This is a genomic window from Campylobacter sp. 2018MI13 (assembly GCF_018501135.1).
Lineage (GTDB): Bacteria > Campylobacterota > Campylobacteria > Campylobacterales > Campylobacteraceae > Campylobacter_E.
The window spans coordinates 1-17771 of record NZ_JAHCZC010000013.1 but is presented as its reverse complement, the minus strand read 5'-3'; the positions used below and the strand labels follow the sequence as shown (position 1 = coordinate 17771).

Sequence of the window (17771 nt, the reverse complement as noted above, 5' to 3'; positions counted from 1 at the left end):
TTTTAAATTCTTTAGCAATATTATAAGTGATATGTAATAAGAAAAATTAAAATAGGAAATAAAAATATTTCCTATTTTGTAATCACACTGGAATTACTCTAATGTTTGGACTAAGATTTTCTTGAAGAATATTTTCAATAGCATATAATGTCCCAGTGCTTCCACTAGAACAGCCACTACATGCGCCTAAATATCTAATGTATAAATCGCACATTCCATCGCTACTTTTTTGAATATCAATTACTTCTAAATCTCCACCATCCATATGTAGCATTGGGCGAATTTCAGTATCTAATAATTCTTCAACTGCTTTAATTTGTTTTACAACGGTTAAATCATCAAAATTATCACTTAAATTAGCTTTTTTCAAGCGTTCTTTATCCATTTCAGCTCTAGTTTCAGCCAATATATCAACCAAATAATACTCTCTTTTTTCATGACCACCAGGTCTTACACAAGATTTGCAAAAGCCACCTGCTTTAGTATATTGAGTAATTTGCTCAACTGATTTTAAATCATTTAATTTTATTACTTCTTTAATAGTTTTTAGGCTTACTCTAGCACATTCACAAACTATAATCTCATCTTCAAAATCTTCAGGGTTAATACCTTTATATTGAGCTGCTGCAGCTTTTATAACATCATACGCCATTACACTGCAGTGCATTTTTTGAGGTGGAACTGCAGGAGTATCAGGATTATCACGCATTGCAAATTCCACATCTATATTTGTAATTTTTACAGCTTCATCAACACTTTTACCTATACAAAGTCCTGCCATTGTATCACTACTAGCAATTGCAGTCCCACAGCCAAAGCTTTTAAATTTTGCGTCCTTAATAATATTAGTAGCTTCATCTACTAACCAATAAAGCCTAACAGCATCGCCACAACTCTCAGCTCCAAAATCAGCAACTATTAATCTTGTATTAGTAGCTTTTGCGTCTTCTTCTGTAAGCTCACCCATATGAATTGGATTATTCATTAAATCTTGAACTTTTTGTGAATATTCATCCCAAATTGAACCACTTATTAAATTATTTTTTGCCATTATTTATCCTTTTTAAGCCAGCTTGGAGAATAAGCGTAAGTGCTAGAAATTGCTCTTAAACGCTTAGCTGCTGCTTTAATTTGTTCTGCTGCGTAATCAATTTCACTTTCTGTATTAAAACGACTAAGACTTAATCTTAAAGCCGTATGAGCTAAATCAGCTTCAGCTCCTATTGCTTCCATAATAGGATTACTCTCAAGAGTTTCAGAAGCACAAGCACTTCCTGTACTTGCTGCAATTCCAGCCTTATTTAAATCCCATAGCATCGCTTCACCTTCAACACCCTTAATACTTGCTAAAATAGTATTAGGAACTCTATTTGCCCTACTTCCTACTACACTAACATCAGGAATTGTTAAAATCTCATCTTCTAATTTATCTCTTAATCTTCTTATATGAGAGTTTTCGTAATCAAGCATTAAATTAGCAAGTCTTAATGCTTCTGCCATTCCAACTATTCCAGCTACATTTAATGTCCCACTTCTACGACCACCCATATGCTCTCCGCCGTGAAGTAATGAAGTAAGTTTTAAACCTTGTTTTATATAAAGACCACCAACGCCTTTTGGCCCGTGAAATTTGTGTGCTGAAAATGACGCAAAATCAACTCCTGCACTTCTAAAATCAACTTTTATTTTACCAACTGCTTGGGTTGCGTCAGTGTGAAATAAAGCTCCATGCTCGTGTGCAACTTGAGCTAATTCCTTAATAGGGAAAATCATTCCTGTTTCATTATTTGCCCACATAACATTCACAAGTGCTGTTTTATCGCTTATCATTGCTTTTAAATCATCAACATTGCAAGTGCCTTCGCTATTTACAGGTAAAGTTTTAACCTTAACACCTAATCTAGCTTCTAAAAAAGCACAGGCTGCACCAACTGCTGGGTGTTCAACTCCACTTATAATGATTTCGTTTTTATCTTTATTTAAAATCTCATCAAAATAAATTCCTTTTAAAACCCAGTTTATGCTTTCAGTAGCACAAGATGTAATAATCACATCATCTAAATCACTCGCTCCTAATCCGCTATATAGTTTATTTAAAGCATCATTTAATGCTTTATGAGTAGCTTGACCATAGCGATGAAGTGAATTTGGATTACCATATATATTTTCTAAATACGGCTTCATTAATTCAAAAACGCTTGGGTCTATCATAGTAGTAGCGTTATTGTCTAAATAAATTTCTTTCATAACCTTTCCTTTTCCTAAAGCTTTTTTATCCATTTTTTAAAATGGGATAAAAATTATCTTTTATAAATAATATTCCAAATTATTAAATGAATTACTATTCTTCTATTCTTATTAAATTAATTTCATCTTTTACAAATTCTTGAACTTGTAATTCTTGCAATAATTTATTGATTTTTGCTTCATTTGCAAGATGAGTTGTAATAAAAATCGTTCTTGATTGATTTTTTGATGGGCGTTGCATTAGACTATCTATGCTAATTTCATTATTACTCATTAAACTTGTAATTTTGTTTAAAACACCTATCTTATCATCTACACTTAATCTTAAATAATATTTAGAAGTTATATCGCAAGTTGATACTAAAGATACCACTGGTAATTCATTATATCCTAGCATTTTACGAGTTTTATTATCAGCTATTTGCATTAAATCGCTTAAAACAGCACTAGCAGTCTCAAGACTTCCTGCACCTGCTCCATAATACAAACTCTCTCCTAAAGCATTATCATTAAGTAAAATAGCATTCATAGAATTATTTACACTAGCTAAGATATGATTTTTATCTATTAATGTTGGATGAACTCTAATTTCTACCTTATCATTATTTTGTTTTGCAATTGCTAAAAGCTTAATTCCAAATTCAAATTCTTTAGCAAAATAAAAATCATCATTGCTAATCTTATCAATTCCTTGAACCAAAATATCTTCAGGTTTTATATTAACTCCATAAGCAAGACTTGCTAAAATGGTTAGTTTATGTGCTGCGTCCATTCCGTTAATATCTAATGTAGGATCAGCTTCTGCATAGCCTAATTCTTGAGCTTGTTTTAAAGCTATTTCATAACTTAAGCCTTCATTTTGCATTTTTGTAAGAATGTAATTTGAAGTGCCATTTAATATACCTTTAATACAATTAAATTTATTCGCACTTAAACCTTCTTTGATAATTTTAATAATAGGCACACCACCAGCAACACTTGCTTCATAGCCAAAATATTGATTAGGCTTTAGCATATTTTCAATATCGTAACGATAATAAGCAAGTAAAGCTTTATTAGCTGTTATTACATGTTTTCCTTTTTCAAGAGCTTTTTTAATGCACTCATAAGCAAATGTAGTCCCACCCATTAATTCACAAACTACATCACAATCGCTATTTAAAATATCTTCAAAATTACTCGTTTGAGTATAAGGACAATTTGCCTTATGCTCTCTTGTATAAACTAAAGAAATTTCTAATTTTTTGCCTAGTCTTTTTTGAATTAATTCAGAATTTGTTTTGATTAATTTTGCTACACCACTAGCAACCGTTCCATACCCTAATAAAGCTATTTTCATTACATTCCCTTTATATTTAATCCTAATCTAATATTTTCTAGCGTAAAAGCATCTCCTACTATCATATAAGCACACATTTTAGGAACTGCTACATTTAATTCTTTAAAATTATTTTCACTTTTATAAGTTGAAATAAGATTTAAATTCTTATCTAAAAATTCAATCTTTGGATACCAAATATTATTTAAATTTCTATCAATTACGAGCTTAGAAATATTATTCACTTTTATAAAATACGCATCAAGTGGTTTAGTAAGCTCTAATAAATCGCCTTTATTTAATTCAAAATCAGCTTGTATATTTGCTCTACTAAAATCAAGTTCGTAACTAAATTCATTCTGATTTCTTCTAGCATCTATTATATATACCCCTGTCTTTTTTAAAGCTTCGTATAAAGCACCTGGGTCTATACTAAATTTTGAATTAATCGTAAAAGCAACACTAATTTCATCATTATTTTTTACATATTCACTAACTAAATAATAATTAATTCCTATTTGCTCATAAGCTTTTGTAATAGCCTTTAAAAATATCCCTGCTTTTGCCTTTGCGCTAAATTTAATTTGCATATTTGTAGCGTTTGAATAAGCATAAGTTAATAAAGAATTCATTTTTAAAACTTGAGTAATTGCTTTAATATTTGGCATATTTCCTTGCATATAAGACCCACTAGGAAATAATAATCTAAGCTTTGCATCTTTGCTATCGTCATTTACTAATTTTGAAGCTATTTCATAAGATGAATTAGCGTATGAAAAACTAGCTAATACAAATAAACATATTAATTTTTTCATTATTTTGCCTTATCTAATTTTGTATATTCTTTTTGACTTAAAAAAGTAACTTTTCCATCTTTAAATAAAATATATCTAGCATCATTTGTGGTAGGTAATTCTATCTTAGAACCATCTAATTCAAGGGTGAATAAGTTATTACCAACAAAAATTAAAGAGTCTTGAGTAAAACTAGCACTTTTTACTATCATATAATTTTTAGTTTCTTTTGTTTTTAAATTCTTAACACTAACCCAAACCTTAGAATTTGGACTTAATAATAATTTATTATCTTTTTTAATCTCTACTTTAGGTTCTATAATCTCTGCTTTTTCTTCTTTAATTTCATTAGATTTTACTTCTTGAACTTTAACTTCTTGAGTTTTAATCTCTTGTGATTTTATTTCAGGAATAAGCTCTACTTGTGCTGGAATTTGAATTGTTTCTTCTTTTGTATTTATCTTACTTTCTTCTAAATTTTCAGGCTTTTTATCTTCTTTTACTTCTTCAAGCTTTTTCTCTACTAAAGGAGTAGCTGGTTTTATTTCTTCTTTTACTTCTTTAATAGGTTCTATTTGAGTTTTAGTTTGTGTAGAATTTTCTTGCTGATTTACTTGCAATTCTTCTATTGGTTTTTCTTGAGTTGTGGTATTTTCTACTACTTCTTGAGAATTTTCATCATAATAATTAAAATAATAAAAAACCCCAGCTATTACAATAATAGTAGCTAAACTAAGATATATAAAATAAGCTAAATTACTATTTGATTCCTTATCAGAGTTATAACCCATTACTTTAGGTTTTACTTTTAAAGAATTTTTTTTGTCCTTAAAATGATTGTTTTTATATTCATTATATTCATTTAACCATTCGCTAAAATCAATATTATATTCACGCTCTAAAATCTTTATATTCATTGCAATATTAACACTACTTAAATTCTCATAATCTTTATTAATTATTGCTTTAATTCTAGCTTCATCTAAGTGAGTTTTTAAAGCTATTTCTTTAACAGAAAAACTTTTTAAATAATCTACTTCATTCATTTATCATCCTATCGCCTAAAATAGCAAAAGCATTACTAACATTTAGGCTATCAAAATTATTTTTCATAGTAATTTTTACTTCTTCATTACAAGATTTAATAATCTTAGAACTAAGTCCATTACCTTCGCTACCCATAACTAAAACCGATTTTGTAGCATATTTTATTTTATTATGCTCTTTAGCATTTTCTGAATTATTTGCAGCATAAAAGCTAAAACCAACTTGCTTAAATTCATTAACCAAGCTTAAAATATCCTTAGTAAATGCTAATTTTAATTCAAGTAAAGCACCAGCACTAGAACGCATAACTGCTTCTATATTAATATTATTTCCTGAATGAATAATCCCATCAAACCCTAAAGCATAAGCACTTCTAGCAATTGAACCTATATTTCCAACATCGCTTAATTCGTGCAATAAAACAATTTTTTCAAATTTTTTAAACTCATTTATATTTGCTAATTCGTATTCGCTAACTTTTGCTAAATAGCCTTGATGATTTCCACCCTTTGCCATTGCTTGAGCTTTAATAAAATCTAACTTATGGATTTTTTTGCCTAATTTTGTAATTTGTCTAAAGCTATCTTTATCTAAATCTTTTGCTAAATATATTTCTTCTATTTTTTCAGGATGTTTTGTAATATAGTGCATTAGCACTTGTTTGCCGTAAATTATCATTTTTCACTCTTTAATAAATTTTCATAATTTTGTTTTGGGCTAAGCCCATTTAATTTACTCAATAATTTCGCTTTATCTTTTAAACTTATATTAAGATTTAAAATATCTTGAGAATTTATATTAGAATTTGAAATAGAATTTTCATTATTTATAACTACTACCCATTCGCCTTTTAAATTCTCATTTTTTAAAATATTTGCTAGATTTTTAGCAGTATTTTTGTATGTTTTTTCATACATTTTTGATATTTCTTTAATTAAAAATAATTCTTTATCTTCATCAATTTTTGCAATATCTAATACTAAATCCAAAATCCTTGTAGGAGCTTCATATATAATAGTTGGATAGCTTTGGTTTAGAGCATTTTCTATTTGAGCTTGACGATTTTTTTTGATATTTAAAAATCCTAAAAATATAAATTCCTTATCAGAAAACCCACTTGCAACAAGCGCAGTAATAGCAGCATTTGCACCAGGCAAAACACTATATTTTATATCATTTTCTTGAGCATAGTTTACTAGTGAAATTCCAGGATCGCTTATGCAAGGCATACCTGCATCACTCAAATAAGCTATATTTTTAGAAAAATCAATTTTAGAAAAATCAAAATCTTTTTCATTGTGTGAATGTAGTGATATGAAATTATTTATATTAAATTCTATATTATATTTACTACTTAATAAATTAAGTAAAGCCTTACAAACTCGCACATCTTCACAAAAAATTAACTCGCAAACTTGTAAGACTTCTAAAGCACGATATGAAATATCGCTTAGATTTCCTATTGGTGTAGGAACGAAATAAAGCATTATTGCATTGAATATTTTTTCTTAAACTTCTCAACTCTACCTGCAGCATCTACGATTTTTTCACTTCCTGTGAAAAATGGATGACAACTTGAGCATATATCTACTCTTAATTCTTCTTTATTTGATTTAGTTACAAAAGTATTTCCACAAGCACAAGTTACAGTGCATTTTTTATAATCTGGATGAATGTCTTTTTTCATAATATTTTCCTTTTTGGCATAAATAAAGCTGTGATTGTATCTTAAATTACATTAAATCTACATTAAAATTTTTGAACTTATGCTTATAATGGCTGTTTTTGCTTTTAAAATATTTGTAATTTTTAAACCTTGAGTTTTAAATAAATTCCTTTCTTTTTCACTAAAACCACCTTCAGGACCAATTACATATAAACAATCTTTATTAAACTCGCATAAATCATTTTTATTAAAATCAATTAAAACAAAATCATTATAAAGTTTTTTAAGTTCGGCTAAATTATTTAAAATTGTGATTTTTAAAATATCAGCCCTAGCACATTGTGAGCTTGAATTATGCAAAATCTTTTCAAGTTTAGCTAGTTTTTTATCATCAAATTTATAAGATTTTTGAGAAAAATCTGTATAAACTAAAAATAATTCTTCTAATCCTAATTCGTTTAAATAAGGTGTAATTTCAAAAATACTATCAGTTTCTATCATAGCAAGTGCAATTTTTACACCACTTTTATTTGCTTTAAATTCACATTGTTCTAGCATTTTTAAAATGATTTTATTTCTTTGCATAAATATTATTTCATATTTATACAAAAACCCATCTAATCTACTGATATTTACTATATTTCCTATTTGTTCTCGTCTAGCTTTAAAATGAGATACTAATTCACTATCTAAAACAATTTCTTCACTACCTGCTAAATCATTAAAATAGTAAAACATTGTTAAATCCTGCAATTAAAATAGCAAATAATTTTATAAGCTCTAAAAATAAACTTAATTTTTTAAATTTTAAATATTCTTTGCTTTTTCTATATTTTTTAAATTTAATAAATTGAAATATAGAAATTCCTAAAATTAAAATAACAGCAAATAGCATTAAAAATCTAAAATCATTAAAGCCTTTCATAGCTTCAATAATAATGCCTGTAAAAAACACACAAACAATTATCGTATAATAAGCAGGCAAAAGCACTCTAATTCTAAAAATATATTTATGAATGTCCTTTAAATATTGTGAAAAAACAAAATATAAAAGTTCTAAAATTATTAAAATATATACAAAAAACAAATGCACACTTATAAAATCACTCATTAAAAACTCCGATTAAAATAATAAAGAATTTGTAACACCAGCAAATATGATTAAAAATATTTTTAATATCTCAAAAGCAATACTGAATAATTTAAAATTAAATTCTTTTTTCGCCTTTTTCATCTTATTAAATATGATAAATTGCCTAATGCTAAGATAAAAAATCAAAATCCAACTTAAAAATAAAAAAATCTTAAAATTAAAAAATGCCTTAGTAGCTTCAATAAACATACCACTTAATAACACCAAAACTAAGGCTATAATTTGTATTGGACTAATAATTGAAATTCTTGAAATAAATTTATTAATATCCTTACAACATTGAGAAATAAACAAATAAGAAAATTCTAAAGCTACCAAGCAATACACAAAAAACATATGAATGCCAATAATACTCATTAAACTTCCTTTGGATTTATAAAAATCTCATTATTTTTAATTTTTTCAAATAAATTTATATCACTAAAATCTTCTAAAATTGCCTTAGAAAAAGTTATTTCATTTAAATTAATTCTAGGCTCATCATTATAAAAAGCATCATCGTATTCACATTCAGCCCAGCCTGTTCTAGTCTCATTTAGTCTGATTTTATCTACTCTTACATTCTCATCATTATGCATTTTTGAATTTTGTAAAATCTTAGAAATTAATATAAAAAACACTATGCTAAGATTTTCTGCACTGATATTACAAGGTAGTTCAACCCACCTAGCTGAATGCTTTTTAATATCATTTACATACTCTAAATCATCGTATTTATAAATACAAGTGCTATGATCAAAAGCATCTATTATTTGCTTAATATTTCCTTTTAAAAGCCCGAAATCATAAACCATTCCCGCTTTATCAAGAGTATTTGCATATAAAATTAATTCTAATTTATAAGAATGTCCGTGAATGCTAGTTTTACATCTTTTTGAACTACAAAACCTAACTATATGAGCATTTTCAAACTCAAATAATTTACCTATTCTCATACACCCTCCAAATCATCATAAATTCTAATATGTATCCTATCTGTATAATTAAAGCCATTTTTAATAGCAAATTCTAAAACGCTCTTAGCATTCGCTCTTAATTCATCATTAGTAGCACCCTTTGGCATTAGATAAAAATTAGCGTCTTTATAAGCATTTCTTAATTCAAATAATTCTTGATTATCTTCTAAATCCGCTTTATCTAAAACGATTTTAAAAAATGCTTGTTTTGATTGCTTTAAAATTGAATTAATTGCTTCATAATTTATTCTTTTTTCCTTTGGCATTTTGCTATTTGCAAGTTTTACTCCCATTGCAAAATAACAATTTTTATAAAAATCGTATTCTTTTAAACAAATACTAGCATTAGTCTCAAACTGCACTAAATATTCATTTTTTACCAAATATTCTAAAAGCTCTATAAATTTAGGATTTTCTTGATGAATTAAAGGCTCTCCACCAGTAATTACTATCATAGGTTTATAGCTAAATGAGTTTAATTTATTAATTATATTTTCTAATTTAAATTCCTTATACTCATCGCTAAATTCATTAGTATAAACAGCTCTTAAAGTATCGCAACCAATTAATGTTTTATTATTTTTGCTCTTAACAACTCCAAATCCATAGCAAGAGAAATTGCACCCTGCAAAACGGATAAAATAAGCAAGCCTTCCTGCAAATATCCCTTCGCCTTGAATACTTAAAAATTCTTCAACTAATTTCATCATCCACCCGTTTGTGAAAACGACCTAGCAGAGCTTTTATTATCTTCTTCGCTCCACTTATTTTTCTCAGGTTTGTTTTCTAAAACCGTATTTAAAATCTCTAAAGCCTTATTAATATCTTTATTTCTTAAAGCCTTTTTAATACTCATAGCTTCATCAAAATAAAGGCAAGGTATCAAAAATCCTTCCGCACTAAGTCTTAAACGATTGCAGCTATCACAAAAATCGTGCTTGTGTGGATTAATCACACCAAACACATAATCTAACTCATCAATTTTATATAAACTAGCAGGAGAATTTGGCTCTTTCTCAAGTGCATTTATGCTAAATCTTTGCTTGATTTTATCTAATATTTCAGCTTCTCTTAATCCACATAATTGTCCGTAAGCGTGTTCGTTTTCCATAAATTCAATAAATCTTATTTGAATATTTTTTTCTTTGCAAAACATAATCAAATCAATTAATTCATCTTCATTAATACCCTTTAAAGGAACGCAATTAATCTTTACTTTTAACCCTACTTTTAAGGCTTCTTCTATACCTTCTAAAACTTCTTTTAAAATATCTTTTTGAGAGATTAATTTTGCTCTTTGTGGCACTAAAGTATCAAGAGATACATTTATTCTTACAAGTCCTGCTGCTTTTAATTTTGCCGCTTGTTCTTTTAATAAAAATCCATTAGTTGTAAGTGCTAAATCCAAATCGCTCTTATAATCAATTAGCATTTTTATGAATTTATCCAAATCAGCTCTTACAAGTGGTTCTCCACCAGTTAAACGGATTTTATCTACACCCTTATCCATACATAATTTTGCAAATAAAAATAATTCTTCATAGCTTAATAAATTTTCTTTAGGAACCCAATTAAAAGGAACTTTTGGCATACAATAAAGACAACGGAAATTACATCTTTGAGTAAGCGAAATTCTTAAATAATTTATCCTTCTTCCATACGAATCAATTAACATTTTTAGTCCTTATAAACTTTTTAAAATAATATTAATTGCTTGTGGGCTTTTGTTTAGAAGTAATGCTATTTCTTCTACACTTTTACCATCTCCAAAAAGTTTTAAAATCTGCATTCTTTCAGCGTCTTCATTAGGACTTAGCCTAGTGATTGGCTCGTTTGCAAGTTCTAAATTTGCAATTCTACTATCTTGGTTTTTTGTAACTTCTTGAATACTTTCTTGAATAATACCTAAATCACTATTTAGCTCATTAATTCTTTCATCAATAATTGAATGTATTAAAAACTCACAATTTTGCATAATATTATCATTAAAATCATTTTGTTTAGCGTTATTTATCTCTGCTAGTTTTAATTTTTCTACATCTTTTTCAAGTCTATGAATAGATTTATAATTCTCATCAATAGCCTTTAAAACCCCATCTAATTTATCATTTAAATCTCTAAAACTAAGTCTTACATAAACAAATAATAAAACTATAAAAATTATAAATACAATATAAATTAATAAATCAATCCCCATTTTTTTCCTTTTTAATATTAATTAAATTCCTTTGAATATCAGCTACAAATAAATTAAGCCCTTCTGTATCATATCTTTTAATTTGAGTGATTTTAAAAGTATGCTCATCAATTGCACTAACAAAACAAGATATAGTTCTATCAACTAAAACAAGCCTTGCATAATATGTTTGATTAGGTTTTAAACTATCTTCAACACGAATATATTCATAATTTATTGAATTTGAATAAGTGCTATTATCTAATTTTATAAATTCATCTTTTTTAAGATTTTTAATTTCTAATAAATCTTTTTTAATATCACAAAGCATTTCAAAAAACAATTTATCTTCAGGATACATATCCATTTTACTAGCTCTGTGCCTATAATCTTGTAAAGATTTATGATAATTAATAGCATTATATTCTTGTAAAAATCTATCTTCTAATTCTTCACATTCTTGATAATCAATCCTAAATCTTGCTTCATACATAATCATTAGCCAACCTTTAAATCTATTATAAAAAATATCAAAAACACTATGCTAACAATAGCGTTTATATCAAAAAAAGCTCTTTCTATTTTTTCTGTATTTTTTCTCACTATAAAATGCTCTATTATTAATAAAATTCCTACTATTAATAATCCTAAAAATCCATAAAATCCAGCATTTACACTAATTAAAAAAACAAACCAAAACAAAAATGCAATCAAATGAAAAATCGCAGCTATAAATAAAGTAGCCGTTTTACCAAAACAAGATGGTATAGAAAATAAATTATTTGCTTTATCAAATTCTAAATCTTGCAAAGCATACAAACAATCAAACCCAGCAGTCCAAAAACAAACCGCAAAACATAAAGCAATAGAATAAGCACTAATAGAATTTGTAAGCACAATTTCACCTGCTACACAAGCAAATCCTAAAGATAAGCCTAAAATAATATGAGCTAAATAAGAAAATCTCTTAAATAAAGAATAAGAACCAAGTAAAGCTAAGGCAAAAAAGCTAAGATAAAAGCAAGTAGTATTTATAAAATACGCTAAAAGCACGAAAATTACAGCATTTGCGATTATAAATAAAAGCAAATTCCCACGCCCTACTCTACCATCTACACTAGGACGATTTTTTGTCCTTTCGTTTAATATATCAATATCAGCATCAAGTAATCTATTAAGTGCCATTGCGTAATTTCTAGCACAAACAGCACAAAAAATAGCTAAGATAAAATTAAGCCAAATTGATGATAAACTTAATTCATATAATTTTATAGCAGCAAGCATTGAAATAATTAAGAAAGGTAAAGCAAAAATACTATGCTTAAATACGATTAATTCTAAAATGTTTTTTAATTTATTCATAACTCTTCCGTTTTTAATCTAGTTTATAATATTTTAATTAAGATTTAAGGATAAAGATGAAAAAAATTGCTCTCATAGGAACAACTGCAAGTGGCAAAACAAACCTAGCTCATAAACTTGCTAAAGCTTCAAATTCTATAATTTTAAGCCTTGATAGTTTATGTCTTTATAAAGAATTAAATATTATAAATGCCAAGCCAGATAATCAAATGCTAGAAGAGATTAAATACTTTGGAATAAATCTAATTAGCGTAAATGAAAATTATAATGTAGGGCTTTATTTTGATGAATACAAAAAGGCTTTAGAATTTGCAAAAAATAATGAAAAAAATCTAATCATAACAGGTGGAAGTGGATTTTATCTAAAAGCAATGCTTGATGGATTAAGCCCTAAAATTAATGATATTAATCATAATTTAAGCCTTGATGAAATCTATAATCTAATGCTAAAAATTGATAAAAACTCAAACATATCAGCAAATGATACTTATAGGCTAAATAAATGGTATAGCATTTATAAAAGCACAAATGAAATTCCTAGCCTTTGGCTAAAAGCAAATACTCAAGAAGCACTTATTAAAGAGCTTAAAATATACGATATTTTATGGGATAAAGATATTTTAAACGAAAGAATTAGGCTAAGGACTAAACAAATGCTTAGCTTAAATGCTTATGATGAAGTTATAAATTTATATAAGATTTATGGTGATACAAAAGCATTAAACTCTATTGGAGCTAAAGAAATAATTGATTGTTTTAATCAAAAAATATCTAAAGATGAATTAGAAGAATTAATCACAATTCATACAAGACAACTAGCAAAAAGACAAAGAACTTTTAATAAAAAATTTAATGCAAAAGTTTTTAATATAAAAAGCGAAGAAGATTTGCAAAACGCATACGAAAGTATTTTAAGCTCACTTTAATAAAAATATTTTTAATTCAAATTCTAAAAAGAATTTGAATTAAAATAAAAATTATTTAAACCAAGATTTAATAGTATCAAATATCCCGTGTTGTTGCTCTTTAGCATCATTTTTGATACCAAAACTCTCATTTAATTTTTCTAATAATTCTTTTTGTTCTGCATTTATATGTTTTGGATACATAATACTAAGTTGGACAAATTGATCCCCTGTTCTTCTTGTATGATGGTTTTTAACACCTTCGCCACTAATTTTTACAAGTTGTTTATCGCTTAAGCCAAATGGAATTTGAATACTAGCTTCTCCTCTAATAGTAGGCACAATGATGGTAGAACCTAAAGCTGCTTGGGTAAATAAGATTGGAACATCTATATAAATATCATCACCTTTTCTAACAAACCTATCATCTCTTGCTACACGAAGTTTTATATACAAATCAGAACGCTCATTAGAATTAATCTCATTTCCTTTATTAGAACATTTTAAAGTTACTCCGTTATCAACTCCTTCAGGAATAGTTACTTCTAATTCTTCTTTTTTATTTTCTTTTCCACTACCTTGACAAGATGAACATTTATCTTTTACTACTTTACCTTTACCGCCACACACATCACAAGTGCTAACCATTTGGAAAAAGCCTTTTCTAATAGCTATTTTGCCCTTGCCATTACATCTTGAGCAAGTAGTTGTAGTTTTACTTGCCGAGCCTGTTCCATCACACTTAATACAATTTGCTTTATAAGAATAATTAACTTTCTTTTTACAACCAAAAATAGCTTCTTTAAAACCTAATTCAAGAGTAATAAATAAATCTTCATCAATTTCTTCATCGTCACTATCGCCAAAGCCACCAAAAATATCACTAAAAATATCACTAAAATTTGAAAATCCTTCAAATCCAAAGCCACCAGCACCTGAACCACCATTAAGACCAGCTTCGCCGTATCTATCATATCTAGCTCTTTTAGTGTCATCACTTAAGGTTTCATAAGCTACATTGATTTCTTTAAACTTTTCTTCAGCATCTTTATCGCCTTGATTTCTATCAGGATGATATTTCAATGCCAATTTTCTATAAGCTTTTTTAATTTCTTCAGAACTAGCATTTTTACTAACTCCTAGAATTTCATAAAAGTCACGCATCTTTTTCCTTTTGCAATTTATCATTTATAAATTAATTATTGTTAGAATGGAAAGACTTTAATAAATAAAGGTGAAAAAATGATTAATGTAATTATGATTGAAGACGAAGTGGAATTCGCTGAGTTGATTACAGAGTTTTTAGCAAGGTTTAACATAAAAGTTACAAATTACAGCACTCCTGCTGAAGGTTTAACTGCTAACTTTAGTAATTATGATTGTCTAATTTTAGACTTAACTCTACCTGGAATGGATGGATTAGAAGTATGCAAGGAAATTCGCAAGAAGTATGATATTCCTATTATCATTTCAAGTGCTAGAGGGGATACAAGTGATAAGGTTTTAGGACTTGGATTAGGGGCTGATGATTATTTACCAAAACCTTATGAGCCAACTGAATTGCAAGCAAGGGTATCATCACTTGTTAGAAGATACAAAAAAAGCTTACTACCACCTGAAGAAGAAGTAAGCACATTATTCAAAGTTGAGCATGAAAAACATGAAATTTACTATGATAAAAAACCACTAAGCTTAACACCGGCTGAATATGATATATTAAGTTATCTAGTGAAAAGACATAGCTATTCAGTATCAAGAGATGAGCTAGCTAATAGCTGTAGGTCATTAAGAGAAAAAGATAGCAAAAGCTTAGATGTAATTATAGGAAGATTAAGAAGTAAGATAGGCGATAGTTCAAAAGACCCTAAACATATATTCTCTGTTCGTGGTATTGGTTATAAGCTTCTTGGCTAATGCTGTTACACTCTATTCTTAGTAAGCTAATAGCAGTTTTTGCTATTAGCATTATACTTACTATTACAGCTATTATACAAATAACTCAATACTCCAATAAGGCTTTAAGAGCTGAAAGTATAAGTAGGCTTTATTTTGCAATATTAGCTATTAATAAATTGTATGCTAGTGGTGCTGGTGTAGAAATTGATAAATACTTACAAGATATTGATTTTCAAGAAATCACAGACAAGCGTTTTATGCGTGAGCTTTGCACAAGCAATGATAAGCCAATAGACCATAAAACTAATTTTGGACTAATTCAAGGAATTGTTTATAAAGACAAATATTATTTAAAACTCATAAATCAAAAAAATAATTCATTAAAAGTTTATGAAAACACCCACAATAATAATATAAATGATGGTTTAATTAAATTATTAATATCATTAATTATTATGATGTTTTTCGCTTCTTTAATATATTGTTATAATTTAATTCAACCATTAAAGGGTCTTACAAGACATATTAGGGATTTATCAAATGGAAAAAATAGCAATTTTTCTTATTATAAAAATGATGAAATAGGATTATTAACTAAAGAATTTAATAAAGCTACTAAAAAAAATAATGAATTAGTATTGGCAAGAAGATTTTTTTTAAGAGCAATTATGCACGAGTTAAAAACACCTATTGCTAAAGGAATGTTTGCGGCAACTATGCCAGAAAGTGAAAAAAATAAAAAAATCTTAATAAGTGTATTTAAAGGTATGAATGCTTTAGTAAATGAATTTAAGCAAGTAGAAGAAATATTATCTAAAAACCATGAAGTAGTCTTAAAAGAATATTCGTATTCATATTTATTAGAGCAATCAATCAGTGCTTTATATTTAGATAATTTACAAATTATTGATGTAAAAATGAACGAAGATAGAACAATAATAGTAGATGGAGCTTTGTTTATAATATTAATTAAAAATCTATTAGATAATGCTATTAAATACTCAAGCAACCATAAGTGTATAATTGAATTTCAAAAAGACTATATTAATGTAAAAAACATAGGAGAAGAAAAAGACTTTAATACAGAAGAGTATTTTAAACCATTTGCAAGGGGTAATGCAGAGCAAAGTGGATTTGGATTAGGACTTTATTTAATAAAATATATTTGTGATACTCAAGGATTTGAGCTTAAATATTTTTACGATGATGGCTATCATAACTTTAGGATTATATTGTGATACATTTTGATAATTTATGCAAAAGCATAGGAAAAATTCAAGGAATTGGCAAAAAAACTTCTTTAAAAATGGCTTATTATTTGTGTTATGAAAATAAAAATTTATTAGAAGAACTAATGAATTCTTTAGAGAATGCTAAAAAAAATATAAAAGAATGTTCTATTTGTGGTTGCTTAAGTGAAAATGAACTTTGTGATTATTGCATAAATGATGAATTAGATAATACAATTTGCTTAGTAGAAAGCCCAAAAGATGTATTTTTTATAGATGAATGTAAAGTATATGAAGGTAGATATTTTATACTTTCAAAAACCAATGAATACTATTTAAAAAAATTAGAAAAAATGATTTGCAAATACAATACAATAGAACTGGTTTTAGCCTACACACCAAGCGTTAGCACGGATACGGTGTGCTTTTATTTAGAAGATTATTTTAAACACTACAATGTAAAAGTAAGCAAAATCGCTCAAGGCGTTCCAAATGGTATTAAAATTCAAGATATTGATATTCACTCTTTAAGTAGTGCAATTTTAAATAGGGTAAGTATTGATGGGTAAAAAAACTATTATATTATTTTCATTATTAGCCTGTATTAGCGTAATATTAAATAGCATAGATGTTTATATTACACTTGATAAAAACTATCAGCTAAAAGACAATGAAGGCACTAAAAATATCATCGCAAAACAAGCAAAAGCAATAGTAGATAAAATAGATAATTATGCAAAAAATCTTCCAAATTCTTTAAATTATAAAGAAAAAATTAATCTAATCAAAAAAGAAATTAATACGATTAATTTTGATAATTATCAAGAAAAAGCCTATGCTTTTAATGAGTTAGGATTTTATATAGCTCATTATTCTAAGGACTATGAGCATCAAAATATTTTTTTAGAAAAAGACACAAATAATAAATTTTATATAAAAGAACTGCTAGCAAAAATAAAAGATGAAGGATATACGAAAGCTAATATTTTTTGGACTAACTACTCAATAAGACATATAATAAC

General features: G+C 27.2%; 23 protein-coding genes. 5 read left to right on the top strand and 18 right to left on the bottom strand.

What is annotated here, in order from left to right; genetic code table 11:
• Positions 1 to 82: 82 nt before the first annotated feature.
• The 17 genes from KJQ99_RS02465 to KJQ99_RS02385 all read right to left on the bottom strand — a co-directional run bounded on the left by KJQ99_RS02465 (position 83) and on the right by KJQ99_RS02385 (position 12719).
• On the bottom strand, positions 83 to 1051 hold the full coding sequence (locus KJQ99_RS02465; protein ID WP_214116889.1) for an iron-sulfur cluster assembly scaffold protein: 969 nt from the start codon (positions 1049 to 1051) through the stop codon (positions 83 to 85).
• Positions 1051 to 2247 carry a NifS family cysteine desulfurase gene (locus KJQ99_RS02460; RefSeq protein WP_214116891.1) on the bottom strand — a complete coding sequence of 399 codons (1197 nt, stop codon included), beginning with the start codon at positions 2245 to 2247 and terminating at the stop codon, positions 1051 to 1053. Before KJQ99_RS02460 ends, KJQ99_RS02465 begins: the two co-directional genes overlap by 1 nt.
• Before the next feature lie 94 nt (positions 2248 to 2341).
• Positions 2342 to 3586 carry a homoserine dehydrogenase gene (locus tag KJQ99_RS02455; protein ID WP_214116893.1) on the bottom strand — a complete coding sequence of 415 codons (1245 nt, stop codon included), beginning with the start codon at positions 3584 to 3586 and terminating at the stop codon, positions 2342 to 2344.
• Positions 3586 to 4380, bottom strand: coding sequence for a hypothetical protein (locus KJQ99_RS02450; protein ID WP_214119801.1), 795 nt, complete (start codon positions 4378 to 4380; stop codon positions 3586 to 3588). The genes KJQ99_RS02455 and KJQ99_RS02450 overlap by 1 nt, the downstream gene beginning before the upstream one ends.
• Positions 4380 to 5405 carry an MICOS complex subunit MIC60 gene (locus tag KJQ99_RS02445; protein ID WP_214149888.1) on the bottom strand — a complete coding sequence of 342 codons (1026 nt, stop codon included), beginning with the start codon at positions 5403 to 5405 and terminating at the stop codon, positions 4380 to 4382. Before KJQ99_RS02445 ends, KJQ99_RS02450 begins: the two co-directional genes overlap by 1 nt.
• Positions 5398 to 6084: a TrmH family RNA methyltransferase gene (locus KJQ99_RS02440; protein ID WP_214116899.1), complete on the bottom strand. Its 687-nt coding sequence runs from the start codon at positions 6082 to 6084 to the stop codon at positions 5398 to 5400. The genes KJQ99_RS02445 and KJQ99_RS02440 overlap by 8 nt, the downstream gene beginning before the upstream one ends.
• On the bottom strand, positions 6081 to 6893 hold the full coding sequence (gene rsmI, locus KJQ99_RS02435; RefSeq protein ID WP_214149887.1) for a 16S rRNA (cytidine(1402)-2'-O)-methyltransferase: 813 nt from the start codon (positions 6891 to 6893) through the stop codon (positions 6081 to 6083). The genes KJQ99_RS02440 and rsmI overlap by 4 nt, the downstream gene beginning before the upstream one ends.
• Positions 6893 to 7093: a 50S ribosomal protein L31 gene (rpmE, locus tag KJQ99_RS02430; RefSeq protein ID WP_214116903.1), complete on the bottom strand. Its 201-nt coding sequence runs from the start codon at positions 7091 to 7093 to the stop codon at positions 6893 to 6895. The genes rsmI and rpmE overlap by 1 nt, the downstream gene beginning before the upstream one ends.
• A 57-nt stretch (positions 7094 to 7150) precedes the next feature.
• The gene (locus KJQ99_RS02425) at positions 7151 to 7810 is read right to left on the bottom strand and encodes a 16S rRNA (uracil(1498)-N(3))-methyltransferase (RefSeq protein ID WP_214149886.1); all 660 of its coding nucleotides are present in this window, start codon (positions 7808 to 7810) and stop codon (positions 7151 to 7153) included.
• Positions 7794 to 8183 (bottom strand): hypothetical protein, encoded by a 390-nt coding sequence (locus tag KJQ99_RS02420; protein ID WP_214116907.1) that lies wholly within the window; start codon positions 8181 to 8183, stop codon positions 7794 to 7796. Before KJQ99_RS02420 ends, KJQ99_RS02425 begins: the two co-directional genes overlap by 17 nt.
• A gap of 12 nt (positions 8184 to 8195) precedes the next feature.
• On the bottom strand, positions 8196 to 8582 hold the full coding sequence (locus KJQ99_RS02415; RefSeq protein ID WP_214116910.1) for a hypothetical protein: 387 nt from the start codon (positions 8580 to 8582) through the stop codon (positions 8196 to 8198).
• Positions 8582 to 9160: a 6-pyruvoyl trahydropterin synthase family protein gene (locus KJQ99_RS02410; protein WP_214149885.1), complete on the bottom strand. Its 579-nt coding sequence runs from the start codon at positions 9158 to 9160 to the stop codon at positions 8582 to 8584. Before KJQ99_RS02410 ends, KJQ99_RS02415 begins: the two co-directional genes overlap by 1 nt.
• Complete coding sequence (locus KJQ99_RS02405) at positions 9157 to 9888, bottom strand: 7-carboxy-7-deazaguanine synthase QueE (RefSeq protein WP_214149884.1); 732 nt, start codon at positions 9886 to 9888, stop codon at positions 9157 to 9159. Before KJQ99_RS02405 ends, KJQ99_RS02410 begins: the two co-directional genes overlap by 4 nt.
• Entirely contained in the window at positions 9888 to 10856 is a 969-nt protein-coding gene (moaA, locus tag KJQ99_RS02400; RefSeq protein WP_214149883.1) for a GTP 3',8-cyclase MoaA, read from the bottom strand. Before moaA ends, KJQ99_RS02405 begins: the two co-directional genes overlap by 1 nt.
• A 9-nt stretch (positions 10857 to 10865) precedes the next feature.
• Positions 10866 to 11378: a helix-turn-helix domain-containing protein gene (locus KJQ99_RS02395; protein WP_214116919.1), complete on the bottom strand. Its 513-nt coding sequence runs from the start codon at positions 11376 to 11378 to the stop codon at positions 10866 to 10868.
• The gene (locus KJQ99_RS02390; RefSeq protein ID WP_214116920.1) at positions 11368 to 11856 is read right to left on the bottom strand and encodes a hypothetical protein; all 489 of its coding nucleotides are present in this window, start codon (positions 11854 to 11856) and stop codon (positions 11368 to 11370) included. The genes KJQ99_RS02395 and KJQ99_RS02390 overlap by 11 nt, the downstream gene beginning before the upstream one ends.
• Positions 11856 to 12719 carry a UbiA-like polyprenyltransferase gene (locus tag KJQ99_RS02385; RefSeq protein ID WP_214149882.1) on the bottom strand — a complete coding sequence of 288 codons (864 nt, stop codon included), beginning with the start codon at positions 12717 to 12719 and terminating at the stop codon, positions 11856 to 11858. The genes KJQ99_RS02390 and KJQ99_RS02385 overlap by 1 nt, the downstream gene beginning before the upstream one ends.
• 56 nt (positions 12720 to 12775) lie before the next feature.
• On the opposite strand from KJQ99_RS02385, the gene miaA reads away from it, so the two are divergent.
• Complete coding sequence (gene miaA / locus KJQ99_RS02380; protein WP_214149881.1) at positions 12776 to 13645, top strand: tRNA (adenosine(37)-N6)-dimethylallyltransferase MiaA; 870 nt, start codon at positions 12776 to 12778, stop codon at positions 13643 to 13645.
• A gap of 51 nt (positions 13646 to 13696) precedes the next feature.
• Here the strand turns inward: miaA and dnaJ are convergent, their stop codons facing one another.
• Positions 13697 to 14788: a molecular chaperone DnaJ gene (gene dnaJ / locus KJQ99_RS02375; RefSeq protein ID WP_214116926.1), complete on the bottom strand. Its 1092-nt coding sequence runs from the start codon at positions 14786 to 14788 to the stop codon at positions 13697 to 13699.
• Between the two features lie 78 nt (positions 14789 to 14866).
• Here dnaJ and KJQ99_RS02370 point away from each other — a divergent pair, with 78 nt between their 5' ends.
• From KJQ99_RS02370 to KJQ99_RS02355, 4 genes are all read left to right on the top strand, one after another.
• The gene (locus KJQ99_RS02370; RefSeq protein ID WP_214116928.1) at positions 14867 to 15538 is read left to right on the top strand and encodes a response regulator transcription factor; all 672 of its coding nucleotides are present in this window, start codon (positions 14867 to 14869) and stop codon (positions 15536 to 15538) included.
• Positions 15538 to 16758, top strand: coding sequence for an ArsS family sensor histidine kinase (locus KJQ99_RS02365; protein ID WP_214116929.1), 1221 nt, complete (start codon positions 15538 to 15540; stop codon positions 16756 to 16758). Before KJQ99_RS02370 ends, KJQ99_RS02365 begins: the two co-directional genes overlap by 1 nt.
• Positions 16755 to 17318, top strand: coding sequence for a recombination protein RecR (locus KJQ99_RS02360; protein ID WP_214120267.1), 564 nt, complete (start codon positions 16755 to 16757; stop codon positions 17316 to 17318). Before KJQ99_RS02365 ends, KJQ99_RS02360 begins: the two co-directional genes overlap by 4 nt.
• On the top strand, positions 17308 to 17771 hold a 464-nt coding region (locus tag KJQ99_RS02355; protein ID WP_214149880.1), incomplete at its 3' end, for a hypothetical protein. The genes KJQ99_RS02360 and KJQ99_RS02355, both read left to right, overlap by 11 nt.

Excerpts from the sequence above, each read along its gene's own strand:
- KJQ99_RS02465 (WP_214116889.1), bottom strand. The coding sequence starts at position 1,051 with ATGGCAAAAAATAATTTAATAAGTGGTTCAATTTGGGATGAATATTCA.
- KJQ99_RS02460 (WP_214116891.1), bottom strand. The coding sequence starts at position 2,247 with ATGAAAGAAATTTATTTAGACAATAACGCTACTACTATGATAGACCCA.
- KJQ99_RS02455 (WP_214116893.1), bottom strand. The coding sequence starts at position 3,586 with ATGAAAATAGCTTTATTAGGGTATGGAACGGTTGCTAGTGGTGTAGCA.
- KJQ99_RS02450 (WP_214119801.1), bottom strand. The coding sequence starts at position 4,380 with ATGAAAAAATTAATATGTTTATTTGTATTAGCTAGTTTTTCATACGCT.
- KJQ99_RS02445 (WP_214149888.1), bottom strand. The coding sequence starts at position 5,405 with ATGAATGAAGTAGATTATTTAAAAAGTTTTTCTGTTAAAGAAATAGCT.
- KJQ99_RS02440 (WP_214116899.1), bottom strand. The coding sequence starts at position 6,084 with ATGATAATTTACGGCAAACAAGTGCTAATGCACTATATTACAAAACAT.
- rsmI (WP_214149887.1), bottom strand. The coding sequence starts at position 6,893 with ATGCTTTATTTCGTTCCTACACCAATAGGAAATCTAAGCGATATTTCA.
- rpmE (WP_214116903.1), bottom strand. The coding sequence starts at position 7,093 with ATGAAAAAAGACATTCATCCAGATTATAAAAAATGCACTGTAACTTGT.
- KJQ99_RS02425 (WP_214149886.1), bottom strand. The coding sequence starts at position 7,810 with ATGTTTTACTATTTTAATGATTTAGCAGGTAGTGAAGAAATTGTTTTA.
- KJQ99_RS02420 (WP_214116907.1), bottom strand. The coding sequence starts at position 8,183 with ATGAGTGATTTTATAAGTGTGCATTTGTTTTTTGTATATATTTTAATA.
- KJQ99_RS02415 (WP_214116910.1), bottom strand. The coding sequence starts at position 8,582 with ATGAGTATTATTGGCATTCATATGTTTTTTGTGTATTGCTTGGTAGCT.
- KJQ99_RS02410 (WP_214149885.1), bottom strand. The coding sequence starts at position 9,160 with ATGAGAATAGGTAAATTATTTGAGTTTGAAAATGCTCATATAGTTAGG.
- KJQ99_RS02405 (WP_214149884.1), bottom strand. The coding sequence starts at position 9,888 with ATGAAATTAGTTGAAGAATTTTTAAGTATTCAAGGCGAAGGGATATTT.
- moaA (WP_214149883.1), bottom strand. The coding sequence starts at position 10,856 with ATGTTAATTGATTCGTATGGAAGAAGGATAAATTATTTAAGAATTTCG.
- KJQ99_RS02395 (WP_214116919.1), bottom strand. The coding sequence starts at position 11,378 with ATGGGGATTGATTTATTAATTTATATTGTATTTATAATTTTTATAGTT.
- KJQ99_RS02390 (WP_214116920.1), bottom strand. The coding sequence starts at position 11,856 with ATGATTATGTATGAAGCAAGATTTAGGATTGATTATCAAGAATGTGAA.
- KJQ99_RS02385 (WP_214149882.1), bottom strand. The coding sequence starts at position 12,719 with ATGAATAAATTAAAAAACATTTTAGAATTAATCGTATTTAAGCATAGT.
- miaA (WP_214149881.1), top strand. The coding sequence starts at position 12,776 with ATGAAAAAAATTGCTCTCATAGGAACAACTGCAAGTGGCAAAACAAAC.
- dnaJ (WP_214116926.1), bottom strand. The coding sequence starts at position 14,788 with ATGCGTGACTTTTATGAAATTCTAGGAGTTAGTAAAAATGCTAGTTCT.
- KJQ99_RS02370 (WP_214116928.1), top strand. The coding sequence starts at position 14,867 with ATGATTAATGTAATTATGATTGAAGACGAAGTGGAATTCGCTGAGTTG.
- KJQ99_RS02365 (WP_214116929.1), top strand. The coding sequence starts at position 15,538 with ATGCTGTTACACTCTATTCTTAGTAAGCTAATAGCAGTTTTTGCTATT.